The following is a 19608-nucleotide window of genomic DNA, read 5'->3' on the forward strand; positions in this document are numbered from 1 at the left end:
TGTGGCGGTGGGAGTTCAGCCGACCTCGTTGCGGACGGCGGTGTCGAGGTCGGTGGCGGTCAGGCGGAAGGTGTCGGCTGTCTCCGTCGCGTCCATGTGGAACGGCGCGTACCACTGGTAGTCCATCTCGGCCATCTCGCGGGCGATCGGCACGATCAGCCCGGCCGTACGCATCACGAAGCGCGGCATCTGGATCAGATTGACCGGTGGCCGGCCCGCCGCGACGGCGTAGCGCCGCGCCAGCTCGCGGATGGTGACGGCCGGCGGAGACGGCACGTGCCAGGGCCGGCCCCACGCGCGTTCTTCCGAGGCCAGCGTGACGAGGGCCTGTGCCATGTCGCCGTTGAAGGTGAAGGTGTGCGGCATGTCAAGGTGGCCGGGGATCCAGGCCGCGTTCCCCTTCGTCAGGGCCGGCTCGATGAGCAGGGAGTAGATGCCGTTGGCGCCCTTGCCGATGTAGTCGGAGCCGCGGACCTCGACGGTGCGGATGCCCGCGGCGAGGGCCTGTTCCCACATGCGTCTGCGCAGGCGGCCCTTGTGCCCGACGGCGGCCATGGGGAGTGTTCGTTCATCCGGCCACCGGGCTGCGGGCCGTAGGCGTAAAGGCTGCCGGTCAGCGCGAGGACGGCGTCGTTCGCCGTGGCGGCGGTGATGGCCGCCGTCTGCAGGGGCGGCAACAGGCACTCCCACATCGTGTACGAGGGTGGATTGGCGCAGTGGTAGATCACTTCCGCGCCGCGGGACAGCTCGGTCAGGCGGGACGGGTCGGACGCGTCCGCAGCGACCCGGTCGATCAGCCGGTGCTCGGGGCCGGGACCGCTGCGGGTGACGATCCGGACGCTCTCGCCTCGCTCGGCGAGCAGACGGGCGGCGTTGGTACCGATGGAACCGGCGCCGATGACGACGTGCTTGCCCATGACGGTTTCTCCTTCTCCGGGGTCTCGGTCAGTCGTCCACGCCGGAGCCGATGTAGGTGGGCACGTCGGCGAGCATGCCGGCGATCTGCGGGTTGAGCTCGTTGCGGCGCCGGTGCAGTTCCTGGATCTTGGCGTTCAGGTCAGGGTCGTCGTCGTCACTGACGTCGAAGATTTCCAGCCGTTCGACCAGGTTCAGCCCCAGGCGGTCGGTCTGATAGGTGGTCGGGTGCGTCAGATAGGCGAAAAGCCCGTCGAGATCCTCGACGACGAACACCGAGCTGTACGTGTAGTCGCCGCCGTGGTCGCGGCCGACGATGAAGGACTTGATGGCAGGGTTCGACCGACCCTGGTTGCGCCAGCTCTCCAGCGCCGTCTCGATCTGCTCGGGCGTCGCGGTGGCCTTCATCGTGACCCGGTTGATGTGGTAAATCATGACCTGCTCCTCGTTGTTAACGTCGTTAGGTTTCTTAACGTCGTTAACTGTGGTGCGCGTTGTCGGCGCGGTCAAGCGCAGTGACTACTGTTCGAGGACACCATCGACACGAAGTGACGGACCATGTCGATCAGCACGAGACGGGCCCGCGAACGGGCGAACACCCGGGAGCGGATCATCGAGGCCGCGCTGCACGTCCTCGAGACCGAGGGCGTCGCGGCTCTGACGATCCGGCGCATCGCCACCGACGTCGAATATTCCGCACCCGTCGTCTACCAGCACTTCGCCAACAAGGACGCGCTCGTACTGGAGCTGGTCGCGCACGGCCACCGCCTGATGCTGACCGAGTTTCGCCAAGCAGCGCAGGAGCCCGACACGGACCGGCGCATGATGCGCATCGCGTCGGAGTACGTCCGGTTCGCCGGCGAGCACCCCCACCTCTACCAGGTCATGAACGACCCGGTCGTCGACGCGGACGAACGCCGGCGCGTCGCGGAACCGGCCATCGACGTCCTCAAGGAGTTGCTCACCACCTGGTCGGCTGCACACGACGTGGTCCTGGCCGATCCGGACCAGGCCTGCGAGATCCTCTGGGGCACGCTGTACGGCATCGCGTCGCTCAGTTACCTCGGCAACGTAGGCAACGATCGCGCCCGCCGCCTCGCCGAACAGGCGCTCCGCGCGATCCTTCTCGGCTGGCGAACCGAGGCGTCGGCGAACGGTCGACAGGCGAGCAGCTAATGCCAGACCCTAGGCGGAGACGTCACGCCGTTTCGCACGGTTCGGCAAGGCGTCCACTGCCTGGTGCGCTGCCGACTGCCGAACAGGGCCATTGAATTTTCACAGTCCCATGAAAGCAAATGGGGGACGCTGTGATGAGTCATCCGAGCGTCTCCGAGGCCGGTCATAGCCGGGTGGCTGTGCGGATCAGCCCCGCGAGGGCGAGGGAGCGGCTGTGCGCGGGCCAGGCGAGGTGTGTGACGACGGGGGGCGCGTCGGTCAGGGGGACGGCGGTGTGCTCGGCCCACAACCAGGAGCGGGCGGAGTCGGGGAAGACGGCCACGGTGCGACCGAGGGCGATCAACTGGGCCAGCTGCGTCTGGTCGTGGATCTCGGGGCCCGGGCCGGGTGGGTAGGCACCGTCGTGGGCCCAGCGGGCGAGCGGAAGATCGGGGATGTCGCTGATGTCGGCGAGGGACAGTGTCCTGTGCGTGGCGAGGGGGTGCCCGGCGGGCAGGATGGCGATCTGCCCTTCGGTCGTCAGTTCCTCGCTGTCGAACCCGGTGAGGGAGTTGAACGGCGCGTGCATGAGCGCCACATCGGCGCGGCCGTCACGCAGCATCTCGCCCTGTTCGCACGTACCGCTCGGCAGTACCTCGATCTCGGCGGCGTCGGGCTCGACCGCGTAGGCGTCGAGGAGCTTGTGCAACAGTTCGTGGGATGAGCCGGCCTTCACCGCCAGTACCAGGCGGTTGCGGGAGCTGCCCGGACGGTCGGCGCCGCCGGCGCGGCGGGTGCGGCGGGCGGCGGCGGTGGTCGCGTCGAGGGCCGCGCGGCCCTCGTGCAGCAGCATCTCTCCGGCGTCGGTCAGGGAGACGCCGCGGCGGTTGCGTTGCAGTAGGGCGACGCCGAGGCGCCGCTCGAGCTGCTGAATCGCCCGGGACAGCGGTGGCTGCGCCATGCCGAGGCGCTTGGCGGCACGGCCGAAGTGCAGTTCCTCGGCGACGGCCAGAAAGTACCTCAGCTCGCGGGTCTCCAAGGTGTCCATGACCCCAGCATACCTCGGTGATACCCACTGGGTATGACAGGGCACCGTATCGGTATTGGATGCGACGCCTGTCCGGGAGTGACCATCGACGGCATGAGCGAGACCACGAACACACCCTCCCCGTCACTGCCCGGCGGCACCTGGACCCTGGGCGACCTGACCGTTAACCGCTTCGGGTACGGCGCTATGCAGCTCGCCGGCCCCGGCGTCATGGGCATGCCCGCCGATCACGACGGCGCGCTCGCGGTCCTGCGTGAGGCCGCCGCCCTGGGCATCACCCACATCGACACCTCCGGCGCCTACGGACCACGCGTCACCAACCAGCTGATCCGTGAAGCGCTGCACCCCTATGCCGCATCGCTGCACATCGTGACGAAGGTCGGCGCGGTCCGCGATGAGCAGGGCGGCTGGCCCCCTGCCCGGCGGCCCGAGGATCTGCGCCGCGCCGTTCACCAGAACCTTGAGGACCTCGGAGTCGACGCTCTCGACGTGGTCAATCTCCGGCTCGGCGACGCCCAGGGCCCCCGGCCCGGCTCACTCGCCGAGCCCTTCGAGACCCTCGTCGAACTCCAGCAGGAGGGCCTGATCCAGCACCTGGGAGTGAGCAACACGACGGCGGAGCAGGTCGCCGAGGCGCAGGCGATCGCGCCGATCGTGTGCGTGCAGAACATATACAACCTCGCCTACCGTCAGGATGACGAACTGATCGACGACCTTGCCGCCAAGGGCATCGCCTACGTTCCGTTCTTCCCGCTCGGCGGCTTCACCCCGCTGCAGTCCGCGGCGCTGACCGCGGTCTCCGCCCGGCTGGATGCGACGCCGATGTCGGTCGCCCTGGCCTGGCTGCTGCAGCGGTCACCGAACATCCTGCTCATTCCCGGCACCTCGTCGGTGGCCCACCTGCGCGAGAACGTCACCGGCGCGGGACTCTCGCTCTCCGAGGAGGAACTCGCCGAGCTGGACAAGATCGGCCGCTGAACCTGCCCGGGGCGAATCCGCCCGGTGAGGTCGAGCCGCGGATCCAGAGCGGGAGCCGCGAAACGCCACGCCGGCCGGGACGGCAGTGACTTCGTTGCGCGTCCCGGCCGGCATGGTCGGCGCCCGCCACCACCCGGCCCTCTCCACGCGTGGTTTGGACCTTCTCGACCGTCTTCTTGAGGCAGATGAGGGCACCGGCGTCCACGAGCATGCCGACGGCCCAGTGGTGAGCCCAGGCCACGGAACAGTCCAGGATGACCAGCGCTGACGTCGGCCCGCTCGCGTGCTGGGGCCGCGATACCACGCCCCCCGTCAACGAAGACAGATCGTGTCATTGCAGAAGCTGGTGGCCAGCCATCGCCCCAGGCACCGAGATCAGCGCACGCGGTCCGCAAGTACCGGTACGTGACCGCCGCCCACCCCTTCCAGGCCGCTCCCGCGGCCGCTCCGATGACAGGCCGACCTGCCTACCGGTAGCTACGGCTCGACCAACAACCCACTCGCCATCAGCCGCGACGCCTGCTGAGGCCTCATCCGAGACCGCGCTCGGCCAAGACAGCAAGGATTCTCCATGTCCTCGACCAAGCCCCGAAACCCAGTGGCCCTTCTCACCGTGGGCGCGGCGCCCCCCCCGCTGCTCGTCACCGCCGTCACGGTCGCGCCCCAAAACGCGTCGGCCGCCTCCGAGCGTGCATCGGGCGTCACCCGCCACACGATCACCGAAAAGGTCTCGCTCACCGGCAGCGGACCGGCTGACCAGACGGTGAGTGCCGTGGAATACCGGCCGACCCGCGCCCGCGTGCGGGGCATCCAGGTGATGATCCCGGGCGTCACCTATGACCACAGGTATTTCGATCTCATGACAGACCGCGGCAGGATCTCGCAGGCCCGCGAGGCGGCTGAGGACGGCTGGATCACCGTCGCCGTGGACCGCCTGGGAACCGGCAAGTCCAGCAGACCGGCCGCGGACGAGCTGAACGGCACGACTCACTCCGCCACCATCCACCAACTGGTCACCAAGCTGAAGGCCGCCCATGAGGGGCTGCCGGTCGCACTGGTCGGCCACTCCATGGGCAGCGTGGTCGCCATCCAGGAAGCCGGGACCTACAAAGACGTCGACGCTGTCGTCGTCACGGGATTCATGCACCACGCCGGCGCCGGTCAGCTGCTGTTCAATGCTGCGATGCACCCCGCCGCCGAAGACGCCGCCTTCACCGACCGTGCGCTACCGGACGGCTCCCTCACCACCCGGGACGGCATGCGCCAGCTGCTCTACTGGCCGTTCAACGCCGACCTGAGCACCGTCAAGGCCGACGATGCGGCCAAGCAGACCGCCACCATCGGGGAATTCACTTCCTTCGGAGACGAGCAGAGCAACGACGTGTACGGCAAAAGCGTCGACGTTCCCCTCCTGTCGCTCGTGGGCCAGCACGATGGCCTGTACTTCGACCCCTCTGACCTGGACAAGACCCTCAAAGCGGAGACCGCCGCCTACCCGGCCAGCCCTGACGTCGACGTGAAGGCCATTCCCGGAGCCGGCCACGACCTGGCCCTCCAGCGCAACGCGGACAGCACCACCAACACTATCGACACATGGTTGTCCCGCAAGCTCTGACAGGACGTGGCACGGCTCCCGGCAAGACTGGGTAACAGGAGTTCGCCCACCGTCCACTTCTGCGTCGGCTGTGTCGACAAGGACAGCAGCGTAAGCGGGCGGTCGAGGGGCGCTGACCTCGCAGAAACTGACAACCAGTCAGGTCAGGTAACTGCGTTGCCCATGCGCGTTGGGTGAGCAGGACCCACCGGTGCCCCTGATACACCGTCCGAGGCCGACACGACGCCGAAATTGAGCGTTTTCGGCCAACCGGAGTCAGGAGACGATCTTCACGAGCGGTTCTACCCCCAAACCCCGACAGGGGTCACCCCGCCGGCTGGTGCGCTACTTCACCGTCGTGGTGGCGACGCGCCAGCACTTCGGCCGGGCCGCCGCCGACCTGCACGTGGCCCAGCCGGCGCTGAGCCGCCAGATCCAACGGCTCGAGAAGCATCTCGGCACACGACTGCTGGACCGCACGCCCAGGGCACCCGGCTCACTCCGGCCGACCAGACATTGCTCCCCGGGCCCACGCCCTGCTGCAGGCCGCCGGCCAGGCCGAGCTGGCCGTGCGTGAACAAGCCCAGCCCGAACGAATCGTCATCGGCGACGTCGAAGACCTGGTGATCACCGCCGCCGTACGGGAACTGCGCCGCCGTTACCCGGACGCCCAGATCGCCACCCGGCATCTGAGCTGCCGCGACGTCGGGGCACTGTCCGACAAGCGCGTCGACGCCCTGATCGCGCGGGCCCCGCTGCTGCTCGCCGCCGACGACGTGTCCACCACCCCGCTGTACGACGGGTCTGTCAAACGAGCGGCTCTGTTCCGTAGTCGGTGGTGACGGTGCGTTCTCCTCATTGCAGGAGGATGCGGTGACGGAGGAGGTCGAATCCTGCTCGGCCGTGCATCTGCCGCATGATCTTCTTGGTTCAGGTATTGACGCCCTCGGTCCGGCCGTTGTGGTGGGGCAGGGTGAGGCCGGCGTTCACGGCGGCGCGGTCGAGCTCGAGGCCGTTGCAGAAGCTGTGCAGGTGGGGCAGGCCAGCGGTGCGGACTGTGGCGATCCACTGGGTGAGCTTGTCGTCGTTGGCCTGGGCCGGGGTCAGGAACGCGGCGAACTCGCCGGTGAGTCGGGCGAGTTCGGTCATCTCCGGGCACACCGCGGTGAGGAGGCCGAGCAGGTCGGTGTCCTTGGTCCACAGGTGCTCGGGGTGGGTGAGCAGGAGCCGGGCGACGCGGCGGGGGGTTGTCACGGGGCGGTCGCCTTCTGCGCGGCCCTGATTGAGGTAGCGGACCAGCAGGTTGGCACTGCCGGTATAGCCCAGTTCCCTGATCTCGTGCAGGAGGTGCGTGACGGGAACGGCCGGGTTGTCGGACCGGCGTCGGCGCAGGTGGTCGCGGTAGGGGTCGACAAGGGTGGGCCGGTAGCGGGGGGCGATGCGATCCGCGGGCGGTTCAGGGATGCGGGCGTAGCGCTTGACGGTATTCAGGGCGAGGTTCAGTCTGCGGGAGCAGTCGAGCAGGCCGACGCCGGAGTCGAGGAGGGCGTGGACTTTGTGCCAGCGCTCGCGGGTGGTCTGCTCGCGGACGCCGCCGGGCCGGGGCGGGTTGACGGTGGCCCAGCAGGGGGCGTGGGCGCGGACCTCGGCCAGGACTTTGTCGCACAGGTTCCGCCACAGATGCCAGCGGTCGCTGACCTGCACCGCGTCGGGCAGGGCCCGGCGGATTGCCTCGGCGTAGGTGGCCGAGCCGTCCCGGCACACGACTTCGATCCCTTTCTTCCCGCGCAGCCAAGTCTCCAATGTGGCGGCTTCGCGGTCGGGCAGGACATCGACGCGTTCTCCGGTCTCGGCATCGATGATGATCGTGGCGTAGCGGTGACGGCGGCGCAGGGCGAAGTCATCGACCCCGATCACCCTCGGGATCCGCAGCGTCGGCGGGGGGATTCCCCGCAGCACCCGCAGGGCGGTGGCGAACGATACGGGCACGGCCAGTAACCGGGTGAGCCGGGCAGCCGCCCGGCCGCATAACTCTTTAACCACGCCCGAGACCTGGCTGGTCAGACGCGTGGTGCGGCGCTGAAGGCGCTCGATCAGCCCAGGGACTTGCTCGCGGAAGGTCTGCCGCCGACAGCCCAGGACCGGGCAGACCAGACGTCGTACCCGGACGTTGACCACGACCCGGCGGCCATCGACCGGCACATCCGCAACGGTCCGGACGTGGTATCCGTGCACCTTCCCCGTCGGGACCCCGCACATCGGGCAGGGAAACGGAACATCCCGGGTCCGGGCCAAGACCCGGATCATCTCGCCGTCGTCCGCCACATCCTCGATGACCAGCGCCGAGAGCCCTGAAAACACCGTTGCCACAAGGGAGTTGATATCTCGCATACAACGTCAACGACGCCCGTCACCAGCCGTCACCACCGACTACGGAACAGAGCCAAACGAGCGGTGTAACTGGGGTAGTTGGGGTTACTGACGGGCGGCTGAGAGGCGGCCATCGAAGGTGATGTCGAAGGCGTTCAGTGCGGTCTTCCAGCGCATGGTCCAGCGGGCCTGATCTTGGCCGGTGGGATCGAGCGACATGATCGCCATGTAGACGCACTTCAACGCGGCCTGCTCGTTGGGGAAGTGCCCGCGGGCCTTGACCGCCCGGCGGATCCGCGCGTTCACCGACTCGAAGCTCTCTTGTCAAGGTCGGTGCGCGCGGGCGGTTGGGCAGGTCGCTGTTCAGGGTGACCGAGCGTACTTTTCCCTGGAAGCCGTCAACCGTGGAAGCGCTGAACTCCGGCAGGGGGTAGAGGTCTCCCATGCGGTCGTTCCAGGTGTCGATGAACGGCTCCCACGTTCCCCGGCCGGTTCCGGTGGAGTCGGTCTCGGCGGTGAACGTGCCCACCTGGTCGCTCGGTCCGAGGAAACGCGGCCTGCTGCTCATGTGTCCTCCGCGCCGATGAAGATGTCGCCGGAATCCCATCTGGTGTCGCAAATGTACAAGCCTTCCTCGCACGGCCGTTCCTACTGTTGGCTGTACTTCAACTGTCTACGATCAACCGCCTGCGGGTGCACCCGGCGCCACAGAGACCATGCCTTGCTCCGCATGCGGGGCAAGGCCACCGCGACCTCTCGGGCGAAAGCAGAAAAGACACATGAAGGCAGTGCGTTTCCATCAGTACGGCGACCTGGATGCGTCTCCTTCGCGGAGGTTGAGATGGACCGGGCATTGCTGGCCGACTTTCTCCGGGCACGCCGGGAGGTGTTGCAACCGGAGGATGTCGGGCTTCCCCGCGGCTCGCGGCGTCGTACCGGCGGGCTGAGGCGTGAGGAGGTGGCAGCGCTGGCCGGCATGTCGGTTGATTACTACAGTCGGATCGAGCAGCAGCGTGGCCCGATGCCGTCCGAGCTTGTGCTCGCCGCGCTCGCCCGGGGGCTGCATCTCAGCCTGAGTGAGCGGGACTACCTCTTCGACCTCGCCGGGCACCCCGCGCCGCGGCGGGTCCTGCGCGAGGATCACGTCAGCCCCACCATGATGCGCATCGTGGAACGGCTCTCGGACACACCCGCGTTGGTGATGTCCCGCTTCGGTGAGACGCTGCTGCAGACCCGCCCGGCAGTCGCTCTGCTGGGCGATTACACCCGGTTCAACGGACTGTCCCGCTACCTGGTCTATCGCTGGTTCACCGACCCGGCGCAACGCGATCTCTATCCCGTCGAGGATCACGCCCTGCGGGCCAGGGTCTTCACCGTGGAAATCCGGGTGGCGTACACGGCTGACCCTCAGGGCAGGGCCGGCGACATCGTCGCGGCACTGCTGGAGGTCAGCCCCGAGTTCGCCGAACTCTGGCGGTTGCACGAGGTCGACGTCACCCACCATCAGGACCTGAAGCGCTACCGGCATGCGGAGCTGGGCGAGATGGAGCTGTACTGCCAGCGACTGGTGGACCCCGACCAGGCCCAGGAACTGCTGGTCTTCTCCGCCGTACCCGGCTCACCGGACTACGAAAAACTCCAACTCCTGGCAGCCGTAGGCGCTTAAGGCTTGCCGGGAATCAACACGCTGGTTTGATCTTGGTGTTGTCTGAGTCCAGGAAGGCGATGTCGACTGGTGTGCGAAAACGAGCAGTTGAGGAAGGAATGCACATGCCGTGTGCTTCGACGAGCGGGCGGACGTCCTTGACCCCACGGCTGATGGTCATGGCGGTGGTGTTGAAGAGCTGCCAAAAAAGCCGCTCGAGCACCGCCGAGGCTATCGGCAGGCTGACGAGCAAGGAGCGGTACTCCTTCGGCGCGCAGTTCGCCGAGGTCGCCGTGGACGTCACCACCGGCGAGGTCCGTGTACGGCGGATGCTCGGGATGTTCGCCGCGGGCCGGATCGTCAACCCGCTGACCGCGCGAAGCCAGTTCGTCGACGGCATGGTCTGGGGCCTGTCCATGGCGCTCCACGAGGAGGCGGCCAGGGACCGGGCTGCGGGTGGACACGTCGGCGCGGACCTCGCGGGCTACCACTTCGCCGCGAACGCGGACGTCCCCGTCATCGAGGCGGACTGGGTGGACGACCCGGACCCGGACGACCCGGTCGGGATCAAGGGCATCGGCGAGATCGGGATCGTGGGAGCCGCGGCGGCGATCGCCAACGCGGTCTGGCACGCGACCGGCGTACGCCACCGGCACCTGCCCATCCGGCCCGACCGTGTACTGATGGCCGGCCGAGATGCTTGACATCGCAACCGAACTGCTCCGGTGGGTGGCGGAGGGCCGTGACTTCGCCGTGGCCACGGTTGTGACCGTCGGCGGCAGCGCTCCCCGCCCGCCGGGCGCGGCGCTCGCCGTCGACGCCGACGGCACGGCCGTCGGCTCGGTCTCCGGCGGCTGTGTGGAGGGCGCTGTGTACGACCTGTGCGTCCAAGCGCTCCAGGACGGCCGCGTAGTACGGGAACAGTTCGGCTACAGCGACGAGGACGCCTTCGCGGTAGGCCTGACCTGCGGCGGGGTGATCGACGTCCTGGTCACCCCGGTCCATGGGGACGCGCCGTACCGGCGGGTGTTCGAGGCGGCCCTCTCGGCCGCCGCCAGTGGGAAGACGGCCGCGGCCGCCCGCGTGGTCCGGGGCCCGGACGAACTGCTCGGCCGCGCACTGCTGGTCCGCGCCGACGGGGCGTACGAGGGCGGTCTCGGCGGCGATCCGCGGCTGGACCGGACCGCGGCCGCCGAGACCCGCGCGCTGCTGGACGCCGGTCGCACCGGCACGGTCGACGTCTCAGAGGACGGCTCACACTGCCCGGGCGGTGTGACGCTGTTCGTCGAGTCCATTGTTGAACCGCCCCGTATGATCGTCTTCGGGGCGATCGACTTCGCGGCGGCGCTCGTGCGGACGGGCAAGTTCCTCGGCTACCACGTGACCGTCTGCGACGCTCGCTCCGTCTTCGCCACCCGGGCCCGCTTCCCCGAGGCCGACGAGATCGTGGTCGACTGGCCGGACCGCTATCTGCGCAGCACCGGGACCGACGCCCGCACGGTTCTTTGCGTGCTCACCCATGACGCCAAGTTCGACGTCCCGCTGCTGGAGGAGGCGCTGCGGCTGCCGGTCGCGTTCGTCGGCGCGATGGGCTCGCGCCGCACCCACGAGGACCGCAACCGGCGGCTGCGCGAAGCGGGTGTCACCGAGGAGGAGCTGGCCCGGCTGCACTCCCCGATCGGCCTCGACCTGGGTGCCCGTACGCCGGAGGAGACCGCCCTGTCGATCGCGGCCGAGATCGTCGCGGCGCGCCGGGGCGGGTCCGGCACACCGCTGACCGGCGCACCCACCCCGATCCACCACGACCGCCCCGAAGGCCCAGGTCGGGTGACCGCACTGACGTCGGCAGCCGGATGACCTCCTTCTCGTAGCTCCTGCACCGCGGCCGAGCGGCGTCAGACGTACGCGGGACAGAAGGAGGGGCACCGGGGGAAGTCTCAAGTGCGGGTGCTGAGCTGGGCGTTGTCCTGGAGAAGACCCGGTGCGTGCAGCGCCGGTTTTTCCCGCTGAACTGCCGTACCCCCAGGGCCCGTCATCTGTCGACGGGCCGCTACACACACGGAGGATCCGAGTGATTACCCAACGCACCAAGGGCGGCGTAAGCAGGCTGCGGCCGCCGCAGCCGTGGTCGCTGCACTGCTGTCCACGGCGGCGTGCGGCAGCAGCAGCAACAACGACGACGGCTCGAAGAACGACGCGGCCGGCTTCAACGCCGCGAACAACAAGGTCGCTCAGGCCTCCCTCGCCAAGAAGGGCGGCACGCTGAAGTTCGCCGCGGCCCAGGACGCCGACTCGTGGGACACCACGCGCGGCTACTACGGCTTCATGTGGAACTTCTCCCGCTACTACAGCCGCACCCTGGTGACCGGCAAGGCGGAGCCCGGTGCCGCGGGCGCCGAGGCCACTGCTGACCTCGCCACCAGCACGGCGAAGATCACCGACGACGGCAAGACGTACACGTACACGCTGCGTGACGGGATCACCTGGGAGGATGGCAAGCCCATCACCTCCAAGGACGTCAAGTACGGCATAGAGCGCCAGTGGGCGCAGGACGTGCTGTCCGGCGGTCCGGTCTACCTGAAGGACGTCCTCGACCCCAAGGGCGAGTACAAGGGCCCGTACAAGGACAAGTCCGCGGACAAGCTGGGTCTGAAGGCCATCAAGACCCCGGACGACAAGACCATCATCTTCAAGCTCCCCCAGGCCAACTCGGACTTCGAGGACATGCTCGCCATGACCTCGGCGGCCCCGGTGCGCCAGGACAAGGACACGAAGTCGAAGTACGGCCTGAAGCCGTTCTCGTCCGGCCCGTACAAGTTCCAGTCGTACACGCCGAACAAGTCGCTGACCCTGGTCCGCAACCCGAAGTGGAAGGCGTCCTCGGACAAGATCCGCAAGGCGTACCCGGACAAGATCACGCTGACCTTCTTCACCAACGCCAATGACATGGACCAGCGTCTGATCAACGGCGACTCCGACCTGGACGCCAACCAGACCGGCGGGCTGTCGCCGCAGGGCCGCACCACCGCCCTGAAGCAGCACAAGGCCAACCTGGACAACCCGGTCTCCGGCTACATCCGCTACGCGGTCTTCCCACAGAGCGTCAAGCCGTTCGACAACGTGCACTGCCGCAAGGCCGTGATCTACGGCGCCGACCACGAGTCGTTGCAGACCGCTCGTGGTGGCCCGGTCGCCGGTGGTGACATCGGTACCAACATGCTGCCGCCGTCGGTCCCGGGCGCCGAGGGCCAGAAGTACGACCCATACGAGATGGCCACGACGAACAAGAACGGCAACGTCGCCAAGGCCAAGGAAGAGCTGAAGGCCTGCGGTAAGCCGAACGGCTTCAAGACCACCATCGCGGTCCGTAACAACAAGCCTGTCGAGGTTGCCACCGCCGAGTCCCTCCAGGCCTCGCTGAAGAAGGTCGGCATCACCGTCGAGATCGACCAGTTCGACGGTGCGCAGAGCGCCGGCATCATCGGTAGCCCCTCGAACGTGAAGAAGAAGGGCTACGGCATCATCATCATGGGCTGGGGCCCGGACTTCCCGTCCGTCCAGGGCTACGGTCTGCCGCTGTGGAGCGGCAAGTACATCCTTGAGAGCGGCAACAACAACTTCGCCCTGATCAACGACAAGAAGATCGACGGCCTCTTCGACGATTACGTCAAGGAACTCGACGACGCGAAGAAGACCGAGATCTCCACGGAGATCAACCACAAGGTCATGGAGGGCGGTTACTACATGCCCTTCGTCTTCGAGAAGTTCATCACCTGGCGCTCCAACCGGCTCGCGAACGTCTACACGACCGACAACTACAGCGGTACGTACGACTTCGTGAACCTCGGCCTGAAGAAGTAACACCGACCGGCGCACCCGCCACACGGCACGAAAGGCAGGTGAAGGCCGGCGCGGCGGGGCCGAGAACAGTGCTCGCTTACCTCATCAGGCGGCTCTTCGCCGCCACAGTGATGCTGGTGGTCATGGCGGAATCAACTGGTCGTCGCAACACCTTGATCACGAAGGTATGGGATGGGACGAGACCAGAAGCAGAAGATGCCGGAGGCGCCTGCGGGAGCGCGACGGCAGTGGGCAGCGGATCGGGTAATGCGACCGCCAATGCGTTCACCGGCTCGGCCGGAGCCGTCTCGTGCAGTGCAGCGCCACTTTTGGCGGCGGATCGCGTCGGGAGTGACGAGGGCAGAGGCCGCGGTGGCTGTTGGCGTTTCTATTTCCTTGCGGAGTTGGGTCAGCTCGGTCCGGGGCCTTGCCCCAAGGCCGAACTCCAGCTCCTGACCGCCGTGCGGAAGTAGCCCGTCGGGCTTCCCGGATGCCGCGGCGCTGGGTGGTCCGCTGTCTCGCCGTCCACTGTCCATCTCTGCCGCATCGCATGTTTAACCACGGACAACTTGTCCGGGGTTAAGCAGGACCTTCATCCGGATTCCGGTCGACGACATGCTTGATCAGTCGAACGCGGCGACGCCGAGCAGCTGTCGCGGCTGGTGGCGCTGATCGACTCCGGTGAGCTGCGCGTTGATGTGGCGCAGCGAGTGCCGCTGGCGGAGATTGGCCCGCGACTGCTCGGCCACCATCAGCCCGTTCTGTCACTCACCCCACGCAGCGAAAGGCCGAGATCATGACACTCGAATTCGACCCGGAAGTAGCCGACGTCCTGGCCCAGATGGGCGGGCCTGACGCATTCCGGCCCCCGCGTGACGACGTCGAGGGGCGGCGAGCCTTTTGGGAGCCGATCCTCGCTGCCTCCAGCACCGCCCAGCCCTTCCCCGAAGACGTCCGGATGAGCGACAGCTACGCCACCGCAGACGACGGCGCCCGGATCCAGATGCGCTGGTACACCAAGGAGGGCGCGACCCCGGGTCCGGCGGTGGTGTACTTCCACGGTGGCGGATATTTCTTCGGCCACATCGGCCACTTCGACGGCACTCTCGCCCGCTACGTCTCCGCCAGCGGCGTGCCGATGCTGTCGGTCGAGTACCGCCGCGCCCCCGAGCACCCCTTCCCGACCCCGCTCGAAGACGGCTACGCGGCGCTGCGCTGGTTGCACGAGCACGCCGCGGAGCTCGGCGTCGACCCCGGCCGGATCGGCGTGATGGGTGACAGCGCCGGCGGCGGCCTGGCCGCGGCCGTGGCAATCCTGACGCGAGAGCGCGGCGGCCCGAAGATCGCCCGCCAGATCCTCATCATGCCGATGCTCGACGACCGCACCGGCGCCCCCGACCCCCATGCTGCGCCCTTCATCTACAACTACGGCGACCTTGTCACCGGATGGCGGACTTTCCTCGGCGACGCCGTCGGAGGGTCCGACGTCCCGGCCACGGCGGCCCCGGCCCGGCTCGAAGAAGCCACCGGCCTGCCGCCGGCCTACATCGAGGTCGGCCAGCTCGACCTGTTCCGCGACGAGGACACCGCCTACGCCACCAAGCTCAGCCGCGCCGGCGTACCCGTCGAATTCCACCTGCACCCCGGCGTCCCGCACGAGTTCGACTCCCTCGCCTTCACCTCCGACGTCGCTCGGCGTGCCATCGCCGACCGCGTCCGGGTGCTGAAGTCGATCTGAGCCGCGACCACCGAGCCATCCACTGCACGGAAAGAGAATGCAATGACTCTCTGGACCCCCATCACTGTCGGCGCCATCGAGCTGCCGCACCGCCTCGCCATGGCTCCGATGACGCGTGACCGCTCCCGCCCGGACGGCGTCCCCACCGACCTCAACCGCGCGTACTACCGTCAGCGCGCGTCGATGGCCCTCATCATCACCGAAGGCACCCAGCCCTCCGCCGACGGCCAGGGCTACCTGCTGACCCCCGGCATCTACACCGAGGCACACATCGCCGGCTGGCAGGAGATCACCAGCGCCGTGCACGCCGCCGGCGGGCGCATCGTCGTCCAGCTCATGCACACCGGCCGTATCTCCCACCCCGACAACACCCCCCACCACCGCCGGTCCGTCGCCCCTTCGGCCATCCAGCCCAAGGGCGCGATGTTCACCGCCTCCGGCCTGCAGGACATGCCCATCCCCCGGGCCCTGGCCACCGAGGAAGTCGCCGACGTGGTCGACGAATTCCGCCACGCGGCCTCGGCCGCCATCGCAGCCGGCTTCGATGGCGTCGAGATCCACGGTGCCAACGGCTACCTCGTCCACCAGTTCCTCGCCGGCAACACCAACCAGCGCACCGACCGCTACGGCGGCCCGCTCGAAAACCGCATCCGTTTCGCGGTCGAGGTCGCCTCCGCGGTGGCCGACGAGATCGGCGCCGAACGCACCGGTCTGCGCCTCTCCCCGGGCAACCCCTTCAACGACATCGCCGAACACGACACCGGCGACCTGTACCCGGCACTCGTCACGGCCCTGGCACCACTGAACCTCGCCTACCTCCACCTGATCCACGGCGGCGACGAGGAACTCCTGCGCGAGCTGCGCCAGCTGTGGCCGACGGCCCTGCTCCTCAACCGCGCGGGAACCGACATCGACACGCGCGTCGCCGACCTCGACGCCGGCCTGGCCGACGTCATCACGGTCGGCACCACGGCACTGGCCAACCCCGACCTCCCGGCCCGCATCCGCTCCGGCGCACCGCTCAACCAGGCCGACCCGGCCACCTTCTACGGCGGCGACCACCACGGCTACACCGACTACCCCACCCTCGCCGCGACGTTGGTCTGACAAGCACTTCCGACAGGAGAATTCCGATGTCCCACGACAACGTGGTCACGGTCCTCGGTGCGACCGGCACCCAGGGAGGTGCGGTCGCGCGTGCGCTGCTGGCCGACGGCGCCTTCACCGTACGGGCGGTGACGCGCGACGCCGCGTCGCCGAAGGCACAGATCCTGGCGGGCCTCGGCGCCCATGTGGTGGAGGCGAGCCTCACCGACGAGGGCAGCCTGCGCCGGGCGTTCGACGGGGCGTACGGCGCGTTCCTCGTCACGCCGTACTGGGAGCACCGTTCACCCGCGCGGGAACTGGCCGAGGTCGAGAACCTCATCAGCGCGGCCCAGGCAGCCGGTCTGCGGCATGTCATCTGGTCGTCGCTGGAGGACACGCGGGAGGCGATCGCGGCCGACGACGACCGGATGCCGTTCATCGGCGACGGTTACCGGGTGCCGCACTTCGACGTGAAGGGCGGGGCCGCCGACGCTCTGTTCGCCAAGTCGGGTCTGCCCACGACGTACCTGTTGCTGTCCTTCTTCTGGGACAACCTGCTCACCCTCGCCAGACCGCAACGCGACCCCGACGGAACGCTCGCCTTGCACCTCCCCCTCGGTGACACGGCCGTCGCGGGCATCGCCTCCGACGACATCGGCCAGGCGGTGCTGCGCGTGCTGCGGCGGCCGTCGGAGACGATCGGCGCCACCGTCCCCGTGGCCGGCGAGCACCTGACCGGCGAGCAGATGGCGGCAGCGCTGAGCACGGTGCTCGGTGAGCCGGTGGCCTACCGCCCGCCCAGCCACGACCAGTTCCGCGGCCTCGGCTTCCCCGGCGCCGACGAGCTGGGAAACATGTTCCAGTACTACGCCGAGTTCTCCGGGTCCTACCGCGGCCTGCGTGAGCGCGAAGCGACGCGCGTGTTCAACCCGGATCCGTTGAGCCTGACGGACTTCCTGGCCGCACATCGTGCCGAACTCGAAGCCTGACCGGCTGCTCGGCGACTCAGAGGAGTATTCACGACCAGCGACGGCAGCAGCCTGTTCAGTCCACCCGGAACCCCCGGCTACGCGGAAGCGGGCGCCTCCTTCCAGCTCGCGGCACCGGTCGATCCGGCCGGGGCGTTCACCGCCCGCTCGATCGACGACGTCGTCCGCGCCGCCGCACGCCGGGCGGGCCGGCCGCTGCTGCTGCTGCTGTTGCTGAACACCACCGGCCACGCGATGGGCCGGACTGCCGCGCTGAACGGCTCGCTGGTGCTGCGTCCGCTCATCAACGCACCCGTCCGCGCCGACCCGGAAACCCGGACGGCCCGCGTGCCCGCCGGCAAGACCCGGGGCGACATCCTGCCGTCGGGATGAACGGTTTCGTCATCTGGCCCGAACGAGACCACACCCGACAGATCAGCGCGTTTGCCGCCGAAGTCGTACCCGCAGTCCGCGAAGCCCTCGCACGCAAGACCTGACCACTGCGTGCGCTCGGGCCGGGCAGCACCCCCTGGCACAACGGCACCGGCTGTACCCGTCACGGTCCTTCCCTCCCCAGCGCAGCGTCTTGCTTCTCACCGGCCACAAGGGCGGCACGGTGAACTGCCCCTGCCCACCCCACCCTCCACAACGCCGACCACCCAACGATGCCCGCATCCGCCGCGTCGCCGCGCGCACGGAGCCCGCGTCACCTCCACCGACCAGGTACTGGCCCAGCTCGCCGCCGGCTCCGCCGGCCGTCACGGACAGACGTTCCTGGTCGTTCTCCTCGACCCAGCCCCAGGTGATCCCATGAGCGACGAAACGCCCCTCCCCGACGGATTCGAGAGCATCACCGTCACTGCGAACGGCACCCGGCTGCATGCCGTGGTCGGCGGGACCGGTGCACCCGTACTCCTTCTGCACGGCTGGCCCCAGACATGGCGGGCCTGGCGACACCTCATGCCGGCCCTCGCCGCGCACGGTTACCGCGTCGTCGCTCCCGACCTGCGCGGCATGGGTGCCTCCGACCGTCCCCCGAGCGGATACGACAAGGACACACAGGCAGAGGACATGCGCGAACTCCTCGCACAGCTCGGCATCCACGGCGGCGTACGCGTCGTCGGGCACGACATCGGTGGCATGGTGGCCTTCGCCTACGCCCGCCGCCACCCCGAGGAAGTCGAACACCTCGTCCTCGTCGAACTCGCCCTACCCGGCTTCGGCCTGGAGCAGGCGATGGACGTGGCCTCCGGCGGTCTGTTCCACTTCGGCCTCTTCATGACCGAAGAACTGCCCGAGCTGCTCCTCGAAGGTCGGGAGAGCGACTTCCTTACCTGGTGGTTCAACTGGTTGTCCGCGGTACCCGGAACCTTCCCGCCGGAAGAGGTCGACACCGTCGCCTCCTCCTACCGCGGATACGAGGCACTGCGCGCCGGCTTCGCGCACTACCGCACCCTCCTTGAGGACGGCCGCGTCAACCGGGCTTGGCGCGAAACCGGAGCAACCCTTCCCATGCCCGTACTCGCCGTCGGCGGCGAGCACAGCTCAGGCGCCCGACTCGCCGACAGCCTGGACACGGCCGCGCCGCACCTGACCGGTGCGGTGATCGCGGGCAGTGGCCACTTCGTGCCCGAGGAACGCCCCGAGGCCTTCGCCCGCGAGCTGCTCGCCTTCCTGGCTACCCCGCCCCGCCAGGCTGGCGGTGCTCACCGGTAGTCGGGCAGTCACTGCACAACGGCGAAGCTCCTGGTAGACGATTCTTTCGCTCACCTCCGCCACGAGCTTCGCGTGCAGGCTGCGGGGGCAAGTATGGGACAGATGCCGCAGGTGAGCGCGGGCGTGGCGGAGCCACTTCGCCTCGGAGGTGAACCCGAGCAGGGCCTGCATCACCGCGAGGGTGACCAGCTCGGCATCCGTGAGTTTGGGGGTGCTCCCGACAGCCGGTCACCCCGGCGCGAGATGCGGCGATGCCTTCAGAACGTCGTCGGTCTTCACGTACAGTGCGGTGGCGAGGGAATCCAAGTCTGGCGTCACAGCCGCACTTTGGGCTCCCTCGCCTCATGCGGCGCGGCCGATCCCTTGGGATCGATCATCTAGTCGAACGGTTCACACACGATCAGTTCCGGCCGGAAAGCGGTCGCCTCGCGCAGTGCCTCGTCGTAGGTGAGGTCAACCCTGGTGCCGGCGAACATCTCGACAGCAGCTGGCCTGGGCTGGCTGGGATGGAGCCCGGTACGCCGCTGGGTCTCCGCCATCTGTTCCTCCAGCGGC

Annotated in this window: 18 protein-coding genes and 6 pseudogenes; 13 read left to right on the forward strand and 11 right to left on the reverse strand. The window is 68.4% G+C overall.

Going from position 1 to position 19608, the window contains the following annotated elements:
* Positions 1–15 precede the first annotated feature (15 nt).
* From ACZ4RZ_RS42240 to ACZ4RZ_RS42250, 3 genes and pseudogenes are all read right to left on the reverse strand, one after another.
* Positions 16–555 carry a Rossmann-fold NAD(P)-binding domain-containing protein gene (locus ACZ4RZ_RS42240; protein WP_467752876.1) on the reverse strand — a complete coding sequence of 180 codons (540 nt, stop codon included), beginning with the start codon at positions 553–555 and terminating at the stop codon, positions 16–18.
* 188 nt (positions 556–743) lie between these two features.
* Positions 744–917: pseudogene (locus ACZ4RZ_RS42245) on the reverse strand (NAD-binding protein); the annotation flags it as partial.
* Positions 918–945: 28 nt separating this feature from the next.
* Positions 946–1350 (reverse strand): Dabb family protein, encoded by a 405-nt coding sequence (locus ACZ4RZ_RS42250; protein WP_467752877.1) that lies wholly within the window; start codon positions 1348–1350, stop codon positions 946–948.
* A gap of 123 nt (positions 1351–1473) precedes the next feature.
* On the opposite strand from ACZ4RZ_RS42250, the gene ACZ4RZ_RS42255 reads away from it, so the two are divergent.
* Positions 1474–2091: a TetR/AcrR family transcriptional regulator gene (locus ACZ4RZ_RS42255; RefSeq protein WP_467752878.1), complete on the forward strand. Its 618-nt coding sequence runs from the start codon at positions 1474–1476 to the stop codon at positions 2089–2091.
* A gap of 163 nt (positions 2092–2254) precedes the next feature.
* Here ACZ4RZ_RS42255 and ACZ4RZ_RS42260 read toward each other — a convergent pair whose 3' ends face one another.
* Positions 2255–3118, reverse strand: a complete 864-nt coding sequence (locus tag ACZ4RZ_RS42260; RefSeq protein WP_467752879.1) for a LysR family transcriptional regulator — start codon at positions 3116–3118, stop codon at positions 2255–2257.
* Between the two features lie 93 nt (positions 3119–3211).
* Between ACZ4RZ_RS42260 and ACZ4RZ_RS42265 the strand changes: the two genes are divergently transcribed.
* The 4 genes from ACZ4RZ_RS42265 to ACZ4RZ_RS42280 all read left to right on the forward strand — a co-directional run bounded on the left by ACZ4RZ_RS42265 (position 3212) and on the right by ACZ4RZ_RS42280 (position 6532).
* Positions 3212–4096: an aldo/keto reductase family oxidoreductase gene (locus tag ACZ4RZ_RS42265; RefSeq protein WP_467752880.1), complete on the forward strand. Its 885-nt coding sequence runs from the start codon at positions 3212–3214 to the stop codon at positions 4094–4096.
* A gap of 571 nt (positions 4097–4667) precedes the next feature.
* Positions 4668–5711 carry an alpha/beta hydrolase gene (locus ACZ4RZ_RS42270; protein WP_467752881.1) on the forward strand — a complete coding sequence of 348 codons (1044 nt, stop codon included), beginning with the start codon at positions 4668–4670 and terminating at the stop codon, positions 5709–5711.
* A gap of 340 nt (positions 5712–6051) precedes the next feature.
* A complete protein-coding gene (locus ACZ4RZ_RS42275) occupies positions 6052–6267 on the forward strand; it encodes a helix-turn-helix domain-containing protein (RefSeq protein WP_467752938.1) in 216 nt (71 codons plus the stop codon).
* Entirely contained in the window at positions 6260–6532 is a 273-nt protein-coding gene (locus ACZ4RZ_RS42280; protein WP_467752882.1) for a hypothetical protein, read from the forward strand. The genes ACZ4RZ_RS42275 and ACZ4RZ_RS42280 overlap by 8 nt, the downstream gene beginning before the upstream one ends.
* 13 nt (positions 6533–6545) lie before the next feature.
* Here the strand turns inward: ACZ4RZ_RS42280 and ACZ4RZ_RS42285 are convergent.
* Positions 6546–8081 (reverse strand): annotated as a pseudogene (locus ACZ4RZ_RS42285) (ISL3 family transposase).
* A gap of 84 nt (positions 8082–8165) precedes the next feature.
* Positions 8166–8378, reverse strand: a pseudogene (locus ACZ4RZ_RS42290) (transposase); the annotation flags it as partial.
* Positions 8379–8901: 523 nt separating this feature from the next.
* On the opposite strand from ACZ4RZ_RS42290, the gene ACZ4RZ_RS42295 reads away from it, so the two are divergent.
* Complete coding sequence (locus ACZ4RZ_RS42295; protein ID WP_467752883.1) at positions 8902–9726, forward strand: helix-turn-helix domain-containing protein; 825 nt, start codon at positions 8902–8904, stop codon at positions 9724–9726.
* A 13-nt stretch (positions 9727–9739) separates the two neighbouring features.
* Here ACZ4RZ_RS42295 and ACZ4RZ_RS42300 read toward each other — a convergent pair.
* Positions 9740–9916: pseudogene (locus ACZ4RZ_RS42300) on the reverse strand (ISAzo13 family transposase); the annotation flags it as partial.
* Between the two features lies 1 nt (position 9917).
* Between ACZ4RZ_RS42300 and ACZ4RZ_RS42305 the strand changes: the two are divergent.
* From ACZ4RZ_RS42305 to ACZ4RZ_RS42315, 3 genes and pseudogenes are all read left to right on the forward strand, one after another.
* Positions 9918–10409 (forward strand): annotated as a pseudogene (locus tag ACZ4RZ_RS42305) (molybdopterin cofactor-binding domain-containing protein); the annotation flags it as partial.
* Positions 10402–11562 carry an XdhC family protein gene (locus ACZ4RZ_RS42310; RefSeq protein ID WP_467752884.1) on the forward strand — a complete coding sequence of 387 codons (1161 nt, stop codon included), beginning with the start codon at positions 10402–10404 and terminating at the stop codon, positions 11560–11562. The pseudogene ACZ4RZ_RS42305 and the gene ACZ4RZ_RS42310, both read left to right, overlap by 8 nt.
* 267 nt (positions 11563–11829) lie before the next feature.
* Positions 11830–13566 (forward strand): ABC transporter substrate-binding protein, encoded by a 1737-nt coding sequence (locus tag ACZ4RZ_RS42315; RefSeq protein WP_467752885.1) that lies wholly within the window; start codon positions 11830–11832, stop codon positions 13564–13566.
* Between the two features lie 602 nt (positions 13567–14168).
* Here the strand turns inward: ACZ4RZ_RS42315 and ACZ4RZ_RS42320 are convergent.
* The gene (locus ACZ4RZ_RS42320) at positions 14169–14297 is read right to left on the reverse strand and encodes a hypothetical protein (protein ID WP_467752886.1); all 129 of its coding nucleotides are present in this window, start codon (positions 14295–14297) and stop codon (positions 14169–14171) included.
* A gap of 44 nt (positions 14298–14341) precedes the next feature.
* Between ACZ4RZ_RS42320 and ACZ4RZ_RS42325 the strand changes: the two genes are divergently transcribed.
* From ACZ4RZ_RS42325 to ACZ4RZ_RS42335, 3 genes are read left to right on the forward strand one after another with little or no spacing between them, the layout of a single operon-like run.
* A complete protein-coding gene (locus ACZ4RZ_RS42325; protein ID WP_467752887.1) occupies positions 14342–15283 on the forward strand; it encodes an alpha/beta hydrolase in 942 nt (313 codons plus the stop codon).
* Between the two features lie 42 nt (positions 15284–15325).
* Complete coding sequence (locus ACZ4RZ_RS42330; protein ID WP_356950873.1) at positions 15326–16390, forward strand: alkene reductase; 1065 nt, start codon at positions 15326–15328, stop codon at positions 16388–16390.
* A gap of 26 nt (positions 16391–16416) precedes the next feature.
* Positions 16417–17358 (forward strand): NmrA/HSCARG family protein, encoded by a 942-nt coding sequence (locus ACZ4RZ_RS42335; RefSeq protein ID WP_467752888.1) that lies wholly within the window; start codon positions 16417–16419, stop codon positions 17356–17358.
* Between the two features lie 77 nt (positions 17359–17435).
* Here ACZ4RZ_RS42335 and ACZ4RZ_RS42340 read toward each other — a convergent pair whose 3' ends face one another.
* Positions 17436–17642 (reverse strand): hypothetical protein, encoded by a 207-nt coding sequence (locus ACZ4RZ_RS42340; RefSeq protein ID WP_467752889.1) that lies wholly within the window; start codon positions 17640–17642, stop codon positions 17436–17438.
* A 505-nt stretch (positions 17643–18147) separates the two neighbouring features.
* Between ACZ4RZ_RS42340 and ACZ4RZ_RS42345 the strand changes: the two genes are divergently transcribed.
* Positions 18148–19053 carry an alpha/beta fold hydrolase gene (locus ACZ4RZ_RS42345; RefSeq protein ID WP_467752890.1) on the forward strand — a complete coding sequence of 302 codons (906 nt, stop codon included), beginning with the start codon at positions 18148–18150 and terminating at the stop codon, positions 19051–19053.
* A gap of 61 nt (positions 19054–19114) precedes the next feature.
* On the opposite strand, the pseudogene ACZ4RZ_RS42350 reads toward ACZ4RZ_RS42345, so the two are convergent.
* Both ACZ4RZ_RS42350 and ACZ4RZ_RS42355 read right to left on the reverse strand, forming a co-directional pair.
* Positions 19115–19371, reverse strand: a pseudogene (locus ACZ4RZ_RS42350) (IS982 family transposase); the annotation flags it as partial.
* Positions 19372–19430: 59 nt separating this feature from the next.
* Complete coding sequence (locus ACZ4RZ_RS42355; protein WP_467752891.1) at positions 19431–19592, reverse strand: hypothetical protein; 162 nt, start codon at positions 19590–19592, stop codon at positions 19431–19433.
* Between the last annotated feature and the right edge of the window lie 16 nt (positions 19593–19608).

Source organism: Streptomyces sp. NPDC027189, from assembly GCF_055566975.1.